This window comes from Clostridium sp. D33t1_170424_F3 (assembly GCF_015667585.1).
Classification (GTDB): Bacteria; Bacillota; Clostridia; order Oscillospirales; family Acutalibacteraceae; genus Anaeromassilibacillus.
Window position 1 is genome coordinate 139,157 of record NZ_JADPEG010000001.1, and the last position, 15,591, is coordinate 154,747.

Genomic DNA, 15,591 nt, shown 5'->3' on the forward strand with positions numbered 1-15,591 from the left:
CCTTCCGCTTTATTGTGCCGTTTATTCTTCTACGCCCAGCATAGTGAGAACCGATTCTTTCATATCGCCGGCATTACAGGTCTGCGCAAAGCGGACCGGCTTGCCCGCCAGCTCCGCGATCGGCTGCGGAATGGGCGCGCCCGTAATTTCATGCAGTGTCCGCACATTTTCCAGGTCGGAATCGACCGCTTTTGCGTGGTCGACCGCCAGCAGGACGCTGGTTGCAAATTTGTAGGGATTGGCTGTGGAAACCACCACTGCCGGCGTCCCCTGGTCTTCCGTCTCCGCAAGGTACTGCTGATACACCCGGAGCGCCACCGCCGTATGGGTATCGCTGACATAGCGCGACGCCTGATAGACGCCGCCAATGGTCTCCGCCGTTTGGGTATCGTCGCAGAATCCGGCGTAGAACAGCCCGCGCAGCGCATTGAGCACCGCAGCGTCCACCTCATAGCGGCCCGTTTCGGCAAGCTGCTGCATCCAGCCCGCCACCTTTGCGCTGTCGCAGCCCGTCAGATCGTAGAGCAGACGTTCCAGGTTGCTGGACACCAGAATATCCATAGAGGGCGAGATGGTTGCAAAAAACCGGCGGTTCCGATCATATACGCCTGTGCGCAGAAATTCCGTCAGCACATTGTTCGCGTTGGACGCGCAGATCAGCTTATGCACCGGCAGGCCCATCTTCTTCGCATAGTATGCGGCCAAAATATTGCCAAAATTACCGGTCGGTACCACAATGTTTATTTCCTGTCCGTTCTGCACCTTGCCCGCTTTCATCAAATCGCAGTAGGCGGAGAAATAATAGACGATCTGCGGCAGGAGGCGGCCCCAGTTGATGGAGTTCGCGCTGGAAAACATCATACCGCCGCGCTCCAGCGCCGCTTTCATCTCCGCGTCGGTAAAGATTTTCTTAACGCCGGTCTGTGCATCGTCAAAATTGCCCTCGATTGCACAGACGGCGACATTGCCGCCCTCCTGCGTCGTCATCTGCAGCTTCTGCATCGCGCTGACGCCGTTCTGCGGGTAAAACACCATAATCTTGGCGCCGTCCACATCTTTAAAGCCCTCCAGCGCGGCCTTGCCGGTATCGCCGGAGGTCGCCACCAGGATAACCGCCGTTTTGTCGGACTGGATCTTTCGCAGGGAGCGGGTCAGCAGATGCGGCAACAGCTGCAAAGCCATGTCCTTAAACGCACAAGTGGGGCCGTGCCACAGCTCCAGCAGGTTCACCTGTGCAAATCCGGTCTGTACGGAAGCCAGCGGCGCGGGATGCCCACCGGAAAACTTGCCGTCTCCATACGCCTTTTCTACGCAGTCCCGGATCTCTTCCGCTGTAAAGCCGGTCAAAAAATCGCTCAGAATCCGCTCCGCGCGCTCTATATAAGAGGCGTTTTGCAACTCGCCCAGCACAGATTTATCGTATTTGGGAAAGGCTTCCGGCACAAAAAGGCCGCCGTCGCCGCTGATGCCCTGCGCAATCGCCTGCGCCGCGCTTACCTGTTCCGTTTCATTCCTTGTGCATTTATAATTCATGTCTTTTCCCCCATTTCTTTAGAGCCCATTCGGAAAACATCCGCACATCGGGCGTATCTTTTACGAATGGGCTCTCCGCCCGTTGATCCCCGCGGGGCTTGCCGTACTATTTTATAATAGAAACCGCGACTTGTCAAAGAGAAGTGAAAAAACGAAACGCGTTTCCAAAAAGAATATCATGGACCAGGCTTTCCGCGTACCCATGGCGCAGCATCCGTTCCGCGAGAGTCTCCACAGATTCCACGCCAACCATATCGCCCGGAAGCTCTGCTCCGTCGAAATCGCTGCCGATTGCGACCGTTCGTTCCCCATTGAGTGAAAGGAAATGTTCGATATGCCGCAGTATATCATCCAGCCCCGCCGGCCCGCTTTCCCGCAGAAATTTTTCCACAAAGGTCACGCCAACCACACCGCCCTGATCCCGCAACGCACAAAACTGTTCGTCTGTCAGATTCCGTGGATGGTTACACAATGACCGGGCATTGGAGTGTGTCGCAAGGACCGGCCCCCGCGCGCATGCCAGCGCGTCCCAGAACAGCGGCTCGCTCGCGTGGGAAACGTCCACGGCAATCCGCTGTTCCCCCAGCGACCGCACCACCTGTTTGCCAAACGCCGTCAATCCTCTGGGATGCGCAACCTCCGCCCCGTCTCCAACCTCGCAGGAATCGTTCCATGTGAGTGTAACAGCCCTTACCCCGCATTGCGCAAAGCGTTCCACGCGCTCCAATTTTCCGCCGAGCGCGGCGCTGCCCTCCACGGTCAATACCGCGCCGCATTTGCCGCCGAGCTTCGCCGCTTCAAAATCCGCCGGGGAAACACAGAGCCGCATCTGCCCCGGATGCGCCGCCGCCTGCCGGAGCAGCTCCGCATACACATCTTCAAAGTAGGCATACGCCGCCTCTCCGCGCAGTTCATCCGGTATCCAAACCGCAAAGCACTGCAGCCACGGACGGTAATTCCCCCCGCGCTGAAGCGACAGGTGCAGGTCGTTCTCCCACAGGTCCTTTTTCTGATTCCGGCATTCTGCAATCGTATCGCAATGCAGATCAAAATAGTTCATCAATATCCGCCTCCGCTGAACGCATTTTCCAGATGTTCCAGCAGGGGTTCCGGTTCGCCCGCAAGTATGCCAATTACGTCGAAGCGCGGCTGCAAATCCGTCGGGTGCGCCTGCAAGTACAGCAGCGCCGTATAGACGATCTTTCGCTGTTTTGCAGGCGTGACCGCCTCCGCCGGACAGGCATAAGCCGACGATGCGCGCCCCTTTACCTCTGCAAAGACAATATACCGGCCGTCTTCCGCGATTATGTCAATTTCTCCAAACCGGCTATGGTAATTTCGTTCCAGTATGTGGAAGCCCCTGCCTTCTAAATACGCCGCCGCGCGATCTTCCGCGTCCCTGCCGGACAGGCGGCTCACCGTGCGTCTCCCAGGATTTTTTTCAGGAAGGTGCGCCTATGTATCGGGCATGGACCGTATTGTTTCAATAACTCCACGTGCAGCTTGGTTCCGTATCCTTTGTGCTTTGCAAACTGGTACTCCGGGTAGAGCTCGTCCAGCTCATAAAGCAGGCGGTCCCTGCTGACCTTTGCCAAAATCGAAGCCGCCGCAATACTGGCAGAGAGCGCGTCGCCCTTGATGACCGTCTGCGCGGGAACGTCCAACGGCGGCATGCGGTTCCCGTCCACCAGGGCAAATTCCGGGCGGATTGCAAGCCCGTCGCACGCGCGTTTCATCGCCAAAAAAGTGGCCTGTAAAATATTGATCTCATCGATCTCCTGCTCGGTGGCAAACGCGACCGAATAGCTGACCGCTGTTTTTATAATTTCGTCAAACAAAAGCTCCCGCTTTTTCTCGCTCAGTTTTTTGGAATCATTCAGCCCCTCAATTTCGTGATGATCGGGCAAAATAACAGCGGCAGCGAACACCGGGCCGGCCAAAGGGCCGCGTCCCGCTTCATCGATGCCGCATACTACTTGATATCCATTCTGTTGCGCCGCCGTTTCATAGGCAAACCAATCCATTGCAACCGTCCTATCTCTCTTTGTATTCAGGACCTGTCCACACGCTCCAGCGTGATCTTCCCCAGCTTGGCGCTGCGGAACTCGTCCAGCACCGCGATGGAAGCGCGCTCCGTATCGATTTCGCCGCCGGAAACCAGCATACCGCGTTTACGGCCAACCTGCTCCAACAGCTCATAGCCCTTTAACGCTTCAAGATCCAGCCCGTCCAGTTTATAGCGCTGGCACAGAGCCTCCGGGTAAGCGTCCCGCAGAACCTCCAGCAGCCGGGACGCCAGATGCTCGGTGTCCAGCACCGCATCCTTGACCGCGCCGGTAAACGCCAGATGCTCCCCGACTTCCTTGTCCTCGAATTTTGGCCACAGTACGCCGGGGGTGTCCAAAAGCTCGAACCCCTTTGCGATGGTGAACCACTGGTTGCTGCGCGTTACGCCCGGGCGGTCTTCCACGTTGGCCTTTCCGCCCTTGGACAGCTTGTTGATTAAGGAACTTTTCCCCACATTGGGAACGCCGACCACCATCACGCGGATCTGGCGGCAGACCATCCCCTTCGCCTCCCAGGCGGCGATGCGGTTCTTCAGCACCTCGCGCACCAGCGGGATAAACCCATTCAGGCCCTTGCCGGTACGGCAGTCCACTGCGATCGCCGGGATGCCCTGCGCCTTGTAATGAGCGATCCAGCGGCTGGTCTGGGTCGAGTCCGCCATATCGCATTTGTTGAGTAAAATGACGCGCGGCTTGTTCTGAATCAGTTTGTCCAGAACCGGATTGCGGCTGCTCACGGGAATCCGCGCATCCACAATCTCCGCCACTGCGTCTACCAGTTTCAGGCTTTTTTCAATCTGCCGTTTGGTCCGGGTCATATGGCCCGGAAACCATTGGATGGACTGTGCTTCGCTCATATCTTCCTCCGTTTGTGCTTTTTACGTTATCTTTCCAAACCGGTTGAACGGAAATACAATGATCTCCGCTTTTCCCAAAACATACCGCTCATCGATCGTACCGACTTCGTTGCTCCGGCTGTCGTTGGAAACCGCACGATTGTCGCCCAAAACAAATAAATGTCCCTCCGGAACGGTAAATGGGTACGTGTAGTCGGACGGCTGAGTAGTAATTCCGTTGCGTATATAATCACTTTCGTCCAACAGCTCCCCATCCACATAGACCCGTCCGGCCTCAAAATCGATGTCCACTGTTTGCCCGCCTGTCGCAATGACACGTTTTATGATTGGATCAGCCAGCTTCGCCGTGTGCATAATGACCACAACGTCGCCCGGCTGCGGCTGGTAAAAATAGCTGGTCAGCAAGACGTGATCGCCGTTATGCAGATTGGGCAGCATGGAGGGGCCGCTTACATTGACCACACGAAACAGCACGGTGAACAAAAGCATCACGGCGATCAGAGAGGATATCAACGCTTCCATCCACTCGTAGCAGTGCGCGACCATCCGTCCCTTCCGCCTTCTGCGGACTTTTCTTTTCTCCTGGCTGTTCAACAGAAACCATCCTCATTTCCCTTTGTACGTCCCTTAAACCCTGCCGAATTCGGAAAACGGCTGGTAGACCAGCTGCACCTTCCCGATGATATACCTCTGGTCGATCATTCCAACCATGGAATCGCGGCTGTCCATGGAGACCGGACGGTTGTCACCCAATACAAACACATGGCCGGCCGGTACCGTTTGGGGAAACTCCACATCGTACTGGTTCCGGGTAATGCCGTTTTCAATATAGGCGCTTTCATCCAGCGGTTCGCCGTCCACATACACGATTCCGTTCATAAAGTCAATATCAACCGTCTGGCCTTCCGTCGCAATCACGCGCTTGACGATGACTTCGTTCAGCGCGGTTCCCGCGCCGTCCACCACAACCACATCCCCCTGATGGGGCGTATAGCCGATGCAGGAAACCCACACCTTATACTGGTCCTCCAGCGTGGGAATCATCGAAGGCCCGGAAACGGTGATGCTGCGGATGACAAAAGTAAAGAACACCATGATCAGGATCAGAGCGGGAATGATCGCTTCCATCCACTCATAGCAGCTTTTCGTTCCTTTTCCCATCCCCGAAGCGGATGAATCCGCTGCCTGCACTTCCTCCGGCTCTTCTTCTGTAACAGACCACATTAGCATGAAATCACCTTTTTCTATGATGATAAAGAAAAAAGGGACAGATTCTGTCCCTTTTGCTTACGCGTTATCTTATCTGAGCTGCTCCTTGACCTTTGCCGCCTTACCGACTCTGTCACGCAGGTAGTAGAGCTTCGCTCTGCGCACACGGCCTTTACGGATGATTTTTACGCCTTTGACGTTCGGGGAATGCAGCGGGAAAACTCTCTCCACGCCGACGCCGTAGGATACACGGCGGACGGTGAAGGTCTCGGAGATACCGCTGCCCTTGCGGGCAATGACGGTGCCTTCAAACACCTGGATTCTTTCGCGCTCGCCTTCACGAATGTTTACGTCGATGCGGATGGTATCGCCGACTTCGAACTGCGGCATTTCCGCTTTAACAGAATCCTGTGCAATTAATTTCAATGCGTCCATTTGTTATTTCCTCCTAATAATCAGAACATTCATGCCAGGTTTGAACCGGCAGAGGACTGTCCGCTTCAATGTCACGGAATTTCCGGGCACTGAACCCCACCGAATAACGCGGCGGTTTCCAAATGCCTATATATCATACCACAATCCGCCAAAAGGCGCAAGATTTTTTTGCGTATTACGCGAAGTTTTTCAGGTTTTCATCATATAAATCGGTCCGGCGAATCTGCGCGTACAGGTCGAGCCCCAGTTCCGCCTTCACCGCATCCAGCATAAGGGTTGGATTGACATTCATCGTGCTGCCCGCGGGCAAAATTGCGGAGATCCGGACCTGGCTGTCCTCGGTAAAAACTTTTACATGGTCCAGGTATGGGCGGATATCAAAATCCACAAAGCCGCTTTTGGTGTGCTTTGGCACCACCAGCGTTTCCGATTGGAGCAGCGCTGCGATCCGGCCAGCGGTCTCCTCCGCGTCCCGCCCCTCCGGGTCAAGCGTCAGCTCATAGGAGGCGTAGGCGATTTTCCCGGGCTTCATGACAGGTTCCGTAACGGCAAACACCGGAATGTCGTCCGGAAGCGCTTCGTTCAGCCGCGCGATGATCTCCTCATTGGTCATGGTTCCCTCGTCGTCCAGCTTGATGTCCACGCTCTCCCGCTCCCCGGCAACACCGAGCGAAAGCGGCAGCGCGAACGTCAAAAACGCGCGCGGGTTAAAGCCCTGCGTATACCACAGCGGAATTTTCGCCCGGTGGATCGCACGGGCCATACAGCGATTCAAATCCAAGTGGGAGATATACCGGGCCGTCCCCACCTTCCGGAACCAGATTCTAACGGGCCTCATGGCAGATTCCTCCTTTAAAGCAGGCCGCGCCGCAGGCGGAGCAGGATTCCCGGCAGTTGGGCGTGGTCGTATCCGCATAGGCTTTCTGGCATTCCCGGATTAAAAACTCCTTACGGATTCCATAGTCCAGATGGTCCCACGGCAAAACCTCGTCAAAGCTCCGGCGGCGGTTGGCGTAGAATTCCGGTTCCACACCGCAGGCGGCGAACGCTTCCCGCCACCTGGACAGGGAAAAATAATCGTTCCATCCGTCGAATTTACATTCCAGCTCGTGTGCCTTCTCCAAAACCGCGCACAGCCGGCGGTCGCCGCGCGCAAACACCGCTTCCATAAAGCTGGTGTCCGCGTCGTGGTAGTTGCACGTTACCTTGCGGCTTGTGACGGAGTTAACCAGATGCTTCTGCTTTTGGCGCAGCGTCTCAATGGTATCCTGCGGCTCCCACTGGAACGGCGTAAAAGGCTTGGGCACAAAGGAAGAAGCGCTCACCGTCACGGACACGCCGCGGCCCTTAGGTTTGTCCGGGTTCGCGTAATACGCATTTACCACCTTCTGCCCCAGCTCCGCAATGCCCGCCACGTCCTCGAGCGTCTCCGTCGGCAGTCCAATCATAAAGTACAGTTTAATCGTACTCCACCCGCCGGAAAACGCCATGTTGACGGTCTTCATCAACTCGTCTTCCTTGACGTTTTTATTGATCACATCGCGGAGACGCTGCGTCCCGGCCTCCGGCGCAAAGGTCAGGCCACTCTTCCGGACGGTCTTGATCTTGCTTGTCAGCTCGTCTGTAAAACCGTCCACCCGCAGGGACGGCAGAGAAACGCTGGTCTTGTCCTCCTTGGTCCATTCCATAAGGCGGTCCAACAGGGGGTGCAGCTTTGTGTAGTCGCTGGTGCTGAGCGAAGAAAGGGAAATTTCGTTATAGCCCGTATTGCTGCAAAGATCGAAACACTGTTGATTGACGACCTCCACCGATTTTTCCCGCACCGGGCGGTAGATAAAGCCCGCCTGGCAGAACCGGCAGCCGCGGATACAGCCGCGGAACACCTCTGCTACCGTGCGGTCGTGGACAATCTCAATATAAGGCACAACGAACTTGTCCGGGAAATAAGACTGGTCCATATCCAGCATCAGGCGCTTTGTCACTTTTGCCGGCACGCCCGCCTCCGGCGTGACCGCCGCAATGGTTTGATCGTCGCGATATGTGACCGTGTAGAGCGACGGTACATATACGCCGGGAATCTGTGCGGCTGCAAACAGGAACTCCCGTTTGGAACGGCCCTCCTTTTTGCAGGCACGGTACAGGTCAATCACTTCCAGGTCGACTTCCTCGCCTTCGCCTAAAAAGAACAGATCGACAAAATCCGCCAGCGGCTCCGGATTACAGGCGCAGGGCCCTCCGGCGACCACCAGGTGTTCCAAACCGGGCCGATCCTCGCAGCGCAAGGGAATCCCCGCCAGCTCCAGCATATTCAAAATATTGCTGTAGCTCAGCTCGTATTGCAGCGTAAAGCCGAGGATGTCGAACTGGCGGAGACTGTCCCCGCTTTCCAGTGCAAACAACTCCACCCCATGGTCCCGCATCTGCTGTTCCATATCCACCCAGGGAGCAAACACGCGCTCGCACCAGATATATTCCTTTTCATTCAGCAGGCTGTACAGAATTTTCATGCCCAAGTGGGACATCCCCACTTCATAGGTATCCGGAAAACAGAACGCGAAACGCACGTCCACTTCCCGCGGGTCTTTCATGACGGCGTTTAACTCCCCGCCCACATATCTTCCCGGCTTCTGCACCTGCGCCAGAAGCCGTTCTATCTTTTGATTCACCAAACATTTATCCTCCGGGGAAATACTCCGGCCGCTTCCGCAAGCCGTGAATTTTATTATACTTCCCCGAAGGACGCTTTGCAACCTAAATCCGGGTTCTCTTAAGCAAAAGCAGGAGCATCAGGTAACAGCTGATCAGCAGCAAAGAAAAATTGTACCGGGAGCGCAGCAGCAGCCAGAAGCCCGCAACTGCCAGCGGCAGCAGCGTCAGGAACGAAAGCACGGACGATATTCTCTCTGCTTTCTCTTCCGGATACCGCATGCAGAGCAGCGCATAGAGAGCCTGCCCGCCGTCAAGCGGCCCTACCGGAAGTAAATTCACAGCGCCGATGAGCAGATTAGCCGCTGCAAATTTAGTACCGCCGTTTCCCGTCAAAAAGCAGCCCGCCAGCAAAAGCAGGTTTACACAGGGCCCCGCCAGAGACAGAATCAGTTCCCGCGGGTAGCTGGTCTCTCCACCTTGCTTGACAATATCCACACCGAACGGGCTGAGGCAGATGCGTTTCGGCACATGGCCGCCGGCACATAGAACCGCCATATGCCCGCACTCGTGCAGGATCGTCGCCAGCATTCCCGGCAACGCCATGCCGCCCGTATCCACTAACAGAAAAAATGCAACCGCCGCCACAAACAGGAATCCCACCTGCACCCGGCAGCCTCCTATTGTAAAGACCATTATTGGCTGGACGCTTCAGATCCGGACGCTTCCGAGCTGGATTCCTCCGGCGGCGAGGAAACCGGCGGGATCAGCTCCAAAACCTTGGTCTTGACCTGATCGATCTGCTCCTCCGCAACAATTGAGTTAGATGCGTTTTTCATGTACCAGTCCCGCACCGTATCGTACCATTCCCCGCCAAAAGCTTTCAGTACCAGCGCCGCCACGATCAGCAGTGCGCAGACCGATATCTGCACGATGGTTAACAGCCAGGAACTGGTTTTTTTCGCCTTGCTCCGAACCGTCCGCTGGTCGTAAGGGTCTTCCCCCAAGTTCTCCCGATCTTGCTCCAGCAAGTCCCGTTTGTATTCTTCCTCATAAAATTCGTTCATTTTCGTTCCCCCTGTGTCTTTCTGCAAAGGTTGTCTATTCATCATATGACACACAGGGCCCGAAAATCACAAAACCGCTCCCAAAATTGGGAACGGTTGTAAATTTGTATCCTGTTTATTTAGCTTCCTTTAGAAAGCCGCCGTCCATGACGCCCGCTTCCGCCTCCAGCAGCTTCTGGATTTCCTGCTCAATGCGGTCCTCGTATGCCAGCAAGCATTCCAGAATCCGGGGATTAAACATCCCGCATTCCCCGTTCAGGATCATCTGAATCGCTTTATCATGCGAATAGGCGGGCTTGTACACCCGCTTGCTGGTCAACGCATCGTAGACGTCCGCCAGCGAAACCACCTGTGCGCTCAATGGAATCGCATCCCCCACAAGGCCGTCCGGATAGCCCCGTCCATCCCAGCGCTCGTGATGGTGGCGGCAGATGTCAAAGCAATAGCGGATATAGGTCTGGTCGTGGATATGCTCGATATCCCCGAGGATATCTCCGCCCTTGACCGTGTGCGCCTTCATGACCTCAAATTCTTCCGTCGTCAATTTGCCGGGTTTGTTCAGGATATTTTCCGGCACCGCGATTTTACCGATGTCGTGCAAAACCGCCGCGTTGGAAATTTCCTCAATAATATCCTCCGTCAATCCGTACTCCGGATAGCGCCGGGCCAGCTCCTGCAGCAGCAGTGCGGAAACGCAGCGGATCCGGCGCGTGTGCAGTCCGGATTCTCCGTTGCGGAACTCCACAACCGTGCTCAGGGTGTCGATCATAAACAGGTTGCTTTGCTTGAGCTTCTGCGTCTGCTTCTGCACCAGGTATTCCAAATGGTCGCGGTGACGATACAAATCAATGAGGTTGGCCACCCGGCGGCGGACAATACTGGCGCTGAACGGCCGGCCGATGAAGTCAGAAACGCCGAGCTCATAACCCTTCAAAACCTGCTCGTCGGAATCGTCGGAGGAAATCATTACAATGGGCATCCGCTTGATCCAGCCCCGGCGGTTCATGGTTTCCAGCACTTGAAAACCGTCCACCTTCGGCATGATGTAATCCAAAAGAATTGCAGAAATCTGATCCAGATTTTTCTCAATCAATTCCAGCGCCTGTTCGCCGTCCTCCGCCTCCAGAACCATATATAGCCCGTCGAATGCCTCTGAAAGGATTACGCGGTTGAGTTCAATATCGTCTACAATCAAAATGACGGGAAGACTTTTCGCGTCCAATTTGTTTACCCCTTTCAGTCCAGCAGCGCAAGGCACCGGATGATCCGTTCGTACTCCTGCCGGATCGATGTAAAACGTTCTTCAATATGTTCCAGCCGACCGGCCCGCAAATCCTCCACCATTTGGGAACAGAGGCGGTAAAGCGCGTCCATCCCCAGGTTTCCGGAAATTCCTTTGAGCGTATGTGCTGCCCGAAGCATTCCGTCCGCATCTCCGGTACGGTTCGCCTCGCATAGCTCCGCATAGGTCTTATCCTGCAAAAATTTCCGGATAAAGCGCTCCATCAGCGCACGATTGCCGGAAAAACGGTTCAGCAGCGTTTTTTCATCCACCTGCAGCTGAATCATAGCCTCCTGAAAATCCATGGGACAATCGCTCCTTCCCTCATTTTTAATAATGCGATTACCTACAATTTATGTAATAAACCAATGGCGCTGGGTCATTTTTGGCTTTTTCATTATACATCGAAACCTGATAAAACACAAACAAATTCTTTCTATCTATTTCCTTTTTAGCATTTATTAACAAAATCTTAAAAAGAAAAAGCAGGCGGGGGATTTCCCGCCTGCAGCGTATTACGCTTTTTCCTGTATATACCGGTGGATGGCAGTTGCAGCATCCTTGCCGCCGCCCATTGCCAGAATGACCGTGGCCGCGCCGCTGACGGCATCCCCCGCCGCATAGACCGCTTCCCGCGTGGTTTTCATGGTTTCTTCATCCACAACCAGACAGCCCTTTTTATTTGTCTCCAACCCTTCCGTCGTGGAGCGAATCAGCGGGTTCGGGCTGTTGCCGATCGCCATCACCACACAGTCGACTGGAAGCTCAAAGTTGGAGCCATCCTTTGCGACAGGCTTCCGGCGCCCGGAGGCATCCGGCTCACCCAGTTCCATCTCGATGCACTCGATCGCCCGGACTTTGCCGTCCTCGCCGCCGTGGATCGCAACGGGATTGCACAGAAGCTTAAAGATAATTCCTTCTTCCTTTGCGTGGTGGATCTCCTCGTTCCGGGCGGGCATCTGTTCCTCTGCACGGCGGTAGACAATATAAACGTTCTCCGCGCCCAGCCGCTTGGCGGTGCGCGCCGCATCCATTGCAACGTTGCCGCCGCCCACCACCGCCACGTTCTTCGGACGGATAATCGGCGTGTCATATTCCGGCTTGTAGGCCTTCATCAAGTTCACACGGGTCAGGAACTCGTTGGCAGAATAGGTCCCCACCAGGCTCTCTCCGGGAATATTCATAAAGCTGGGCAGCCCCGCGCCGGTGCCGATAAAAATCGCCTCATAGCCCATCTCAAACAGCTCGTCCACGGAAAGCACCTTGCCGATGACCATATCGGTCTTGATCTCCACCCCGCGCTCCTCCAAGCCGGAAATCTCTTTCTGCACAATTTCTTTGGGCAGACGGAACTGCGGGATACCGTACATCAGCACGCCGCCGGCGGTATGCAGCGCTTCAAAGATCGTGACCTCATAGCCCAGCACATTCAGATCGCCCGCACAGGTCAAACCCGCGGGACCCGCGCCGATGATCGCCACTTTATGCCCGTTGGAAGCGATTTTCTCCACCTTTTCCGTGCAGTGCTTCATATGCCAGTCCGCGACATAACGCTCCAATCGGCCGATGCCGACCGGTTCGCCTTTGATTCCGCGCACGCAGTTGTGCTCGCACTGGTTTTCCTGCGGGCAGACGCGTCCGCAGATTGCCGGCAGGGAATTCATGGTTTTGATGGTCCGGTACGCCTCTTCCAGCTCTCCCTTGGCCACATGGCCGATGAACTCCGGAATCGGCACGCCGACCGGGCAGCCGGACACGCAGGGCTTGTTCTTACAGTTCAGGCAGCGCTGCGCCTCTTCCGCCGCCATTTCGTCGGTGTATCCCAGTGAAACCTCTTCAAAATTTTTATTGCGGACGTCGGGCGCCTGCTCCGGCATCGGCGTCTTCTTCAAAGTCATATTAGGCATTCTTCGCACCCTCCATCAGATGGCAGTTGAATTCGCGCGTCGCTTCCGTTTCCTGCTCCCCATAGGTGCGCAGGCGCTTCATCGCTTCGTCAAAATCGACCTTATGGCCGTCAAAGTCCGGCCCGTCGATACAGGCGAACTTGGTTTCCCCTCCCACCGTCAGGCGGCAGCCGCCGCACATACCGGTTCCATCGATCATAATCGGGTTCATGCTGATCATGGTTTCTATATTCTGCTCTTTGGTCAGGTTGCAGACCGCGCGCATCATCGGCAGCGGGCCAATGGCAATAACAAAATCATAATTTGCACCATTGTCAATGTTTTCCTGCAAAGCAGCAGTGACAAAGCCCTTGTGGCCGTTGGAACCGTCGTCTGTCATCAGGTACAGATTGTCGCAGACGGCACGCATTTCTTCTTCCAGAATGATAATATCCCTGGAGCGGAAGCCCGCAATAATATCCACCTGGACGCCCATATTATGTAACGCTTTGGCCTGCGGATACGCGATGGCACAGCCCGCGCCGCCGCCGATCACCGCTACTTTTTTATGGCCCTCCAGCTCGGAAGCCTTGCCCAGCGGGCCGATAAAATCGAGAATCGCGTCGCCGACCTCCAGCGTATCCAGCAGCAGGGTGGTCTTGCCCACCTTTTGGTATATAATGGTAATCGTTCCCTTTTCGCGGTCATAATCCGCGATTGTCAGCGGAATTCTTTCCCCGTATTCGTTTACACGCAGAATGATGAACTGGCCCGCCTGCGCTTTTCTGGCGATAAACGGCGCTTCCACCGACATCAGCGTCATGGAATCGTTCAACCTGCGCTTCTCCACGATCGAAAACATGCTAACACATCCCTATCTTCCTCAATATATAGTCCTGTAAAAGTATATGCCAAATATTATATACGATTTACCAGCACTTTTCAATATTTTATTTGCTAAAGCGTGAAAATGTGATAGTTTCTATTATTTTCCAACAAAGCGCTTCCACCATGAAGGATTCACTTTGTTCACTTGCACGACGGCTAACCCATAAAAGAAAAAACGGTCCGGGCTCCGCGGCCCGGACCATCCTTTTGATACGGCGGCCTGTTACAGGATGATACAAATCAGCCCGTTGCATCCGTCGTTGATGATGCGCTCGATCGTCTCGCGCACCTTGTCGCGCGCGTCCACCGGCATGCGGTACAGTTTGTTGTGCAGCCCCTCATTGACCAGCTCATGCAGGCTCTTGCCAAAGATATTGGACTCCCAGATCTTGCCGGGGTTCTCCTGGAACTCCTTGAGCAGATACATCACCAGTTCCTGCGACTGCTGTTCCGAGCCGACAATCGGCGTGACTTCCGTGGTAATCCGCGTCTTCATCATATGGATGGAAGGTGCGGCCGCCTTCAGGCGAATTCCGTACTTGCCGCCCTGTTTGATGATCTCCGGCTCCTCCAGGGAAAGCTCCTCGATGCCGGGCATAACGATGCCGTAGCCGGTATTCTGGACCTCTTCGTAGGCGTCCTTGATCTTGTCATACTGCTTCTGCATCTCCGCAAACTTCATCATGCAGTCCAGCAGCGCGCCCTCATCTTCGATTGCCAGCCCCGTTTTCTCCCCCAGCACTTTGTAAAACAGGTTCTGCTGCAGGGCGACGGTGATGCGCGCATGCCCGGTCCCCAAAGCCACCGAGCTGGTTTTGGCAAACGACACATATTCGCACTTGCTGACCTCGTCGATGATCCCCTCCACCTCGCGGATGCGGGAAATCTTTGCCGCCGCCTGCTGGATGGTGGAATACACGGATGAGCGCAGCCAATGGTTTTTCTCCAAAGAGGAAACCCAGTGCGGCATATCGACCCGGATCTCCTTGACTGGGAACTCAAACAGGATTTTGGAAAGGATCGTCCGGATCTCCGCTTCCTCCAGTTCCATGCAGTTGACCGGCAGCACCGGAACCTCATACTTTTTCTGCATGGCAGACGCCAGGGAAAGCGATTCCTCCGAATTCGGATAGGTGCAGTTGAGCAGCACAATAAACGGCTTATTGATATCCTTCAGCTCCGAAATCACGCGCTCTTCCGCTTCCTCATATTCTTCGCGCGGGATGTCGCTGATGCTGCCGTCCGTTGTCACCACCAGGCCGATGGTGGAATGCTCCGTAATGACCTTTTTCGTGCCGATTTCCGCCGCCATATTGAATGGAATGGGCTCGTCGTACCAGGGCGTCATCACCATGCGCGGCATATCGCCTTCCACATAGCCAAGCGCGCTGGGGACGATATAACCGACGCAGTCGATCATCCGGACGGCAAAGCTGGCGCTTCCATCCACCTGCACTTTAACCGCCTGCTCCGGGATAAACTTTGGTTCTGTGGTCATGATGGTCCGGCCCGCGGCGGACTGGGGCATTTCATCGATGGCGCGGTCCCGTTTGTAGCTCCCGTCGATGTTGGGAATCACGATGGTATCCATGAACCGTTTGATAAAGGTAGACTTGCCGGTTCTGACCGGACCGACAACCCCTATGTAGATATCTCCGTTGGTTCGTTCCGAGATATCGCTGTAAATATTGCGTTCTTCCATTGTACCTCCCCCTCAGGCAG

17 protein-coding genes are annotated in these 15,591 nt (G+C 55.2%); all 17 read right to left on the reverse strand.

The window, feature by feature from the left end; translation table 11 throughout:
• Positions 1 to 21: 21 nt before the first annotated feature.
• Complete coding sequence (gene thrC / locus I4V53_RS00705; RefSeq protein WP_195983505.1) at positions 22 to 1,533, reverse strand: threonine synthase; 1,512 nt, start codon at positions 1,531 to 1,533, stop codon at positions 22 to 24.
• A 133-nt stretch (positions 1,534 to 1,666) separates the two neighbouring features.
• Entirely contained in the window at positions 1,667 to 2,593 is a 927-nt protein-coding gene (locus tag I4V53_RS00710; RefSeq protein WP_195983506.1) for a dipeptidase, read from the reverse strand.
• A complete protein-coding gene (locus tag I4V53_RS00715) occupies positions 2,593 to 2,952 on the reverse strand; it encodes a YraN family protein (RefSeq protein ID WP_195983507.1) in 360 nt (119 codons plus the stop codon). The genes I4V53_RS00710 and I4V53_RS00715 overlap by 1 nt, the downstream gene beginning before the upstream one ends.
• A complete protein-coding gene (gene rnhB, locus I4V53_RS00720; protein WP_195983508.1) occupies positions 2,949 to 3,557 on the reverse strand; it encodes a ribonuclease HII in 609 nt (202 codons plus the stop codon). The genes I4V53_RS00715 and rnhB overlap by 4 nt, the downstream gene beginning before the upstream one ends.
• A 26-nt stretch (positions 3,558 to 3,583) precedes the next feature.
• Entirely contained in the window at positions 3,584 to 4,456 is an 873-nt protein-coding gene (ylqF, locus tag I4V53_RS00725) for a ribosome biogenesis GTPase YlqF (protein WP_195983509.1), read from the reverse strand.
• 21 nt (positions 4,457 to 4,477) lie between these two features.
• Entirely contained in the window at positions 4,478 to 5,050 is a 573-nt protein-coding gene (gene lepB / locus I4V53_RS00730) for a signal peptidase I (protein ID WP_286166969.1), read from the reverse strand.
• A 33-nt stretch (positions 5,051 to 5,083) separates the two neighbouring features.
• Positions 5,084 to 5,680, reverse strand: coding sequence for a signal peptidase I (gene lepB / locus I4V53_RS00735; protein WP_286166970.1), 597 nt, complete (start codon positions 5,678 to 5,680; stop codon positions 5,084 to 5,086).
• 75 nt (positions 5,681 to 5,755) lie between these two features.
• Positions 5,756 to 6,100, reverse strand: a complete 345-nt coding sequence (gene rplS, locus I4V53_RS00740) for a 50S ribosomal protein L19 (protein ID WP_195983510.1) — start codon at positions 6,098 to 6,100, stop codon at positions 5,756 to 5,758.
• A 175-nt stretch (positions 6,101 to 6,275) separates the two neighbouring features.
• Positions 6,276 to 6,938 carry a TIGR03936 family radical SAM-associated protein gene (locus I4V53_RS00745; protein WP_195983511.1) on the reverse strand — a complete coding sequence of 221 codons (663 nt, stop codon included), beginning with the start codon at positions 6,936 to 6,938 and terminating at the stop codon, positions 6,276 to 6,278.
• The gene (locus I4V53_RS00750; protein ID WP_195983647.1) at positions 6,925 to 8,766 is read right to left on the reverse strand and encodes a TIGR03960 family B12-binding radical SAM protein; all 1,842 of its coding nucleotides are present in this window, start codon (positions 8,764 to 8,766) and stop codon (positions 6,925 to 6,927) included. Before I4V53_RS00750 ends, I4V53_RS00745 begins: the two co-directional genes overlap by 14 nt.
• 85 nt (positions 8,767 to 8,851) lie before the next feature.
• On the reverse strand, positions 8,852 to 9,415 hold the full coding sequence (locus tag I4V53_RS00755; RefSeq protein ID WP_195983512.1) for a site-2 protease family protein: 564 nt from the start codon (positions 9,413 to 9,415) through the stop codon (positions 8,852 to 8,854).
• 26 nt (positions 9,416 to 9,441) lie between these two features.
• Positions 9,442 to 9,813: a hypothetical protein gene (locus tag I4V53_RS00760; protein WP_195983513.1), complete on the reverse strand. Its 372-nt coding sequence runs from the start codon at positions 9,811 to 9,813 to the stop codon at positions 9,442 to 9,444.
• A gap of 115 nt (positions 9,814 to 9,928) precedes the next feature.
• Positions 9,929 to 11,035, reverse strand: a complete 1,107-nt coding sequence (locus I4V53_RS00765; protein WP_286166971.1) for an HD-GYP domain-containing protein — start codon at positions 11,033 to 11,035, stop codon at positions 9,929 to 9,931.
• A gap of 14 nt (positions 11,036 to 11,049) precedes the next feature.
• Positions 11,050 to 11,400: an Hpt domain-containing protein gene (locus I4V53_RS00770; protein WP_195983514.1), complete on the reverse strand. Its 351-nt coding sequence runs from the start codon at positions 11,398 to 11,400 to the stop codon at positions 11,050 to 11,052.
• Positions 11,401 to 11,610: 210 nt separating this feature from the next.
• Complete coding sequence (gltA, locus tag I4V53_RS00775) at positions 11,611 to 13,002, reverse strand: NADPH-dependent glutamate synthase (protein WP_195983515.1); 1,392 nt, start codon at positions 13,000 to 13,002, stop codon at positions 11,611 to 11,613.
• The gene (locus I4V53_RS00780) at positions 12,995 to 13,843 is read right to left on the reverse strand and encodes a sulfide/dihydroorotate dehydrogenase-like FAD/NAD-binding protein (RefSeq protein ID WP_195983516.1); all 849 of its coding nucleotides are present in this window, start codon (positions 13,841 to 13,843) and stop codon (positions 12,995 to 12,997) included. The genes gltA and I4V53_RS00780 overlap by 8 nt, the downstream gene beginning before the upstream one ends.
• Before the next feature lie 249 nt (positions 13,844 to 14,092).
• Positions 14,093 to 15,571: a stage IV sporulation protein A gene (spoIVA, locus tag I4V53_RS00785; protein ID WP_195983517.1), complete on the reverse strand. Its 1,479-nt coding sequence runs from the start codon at positions 15,569 to 15,571 to the stop codon at positions 14,093 to 14,095.
• Between the last annotated feature and the right edge of the window lie 20 nt (positions 15,572 to 15,591).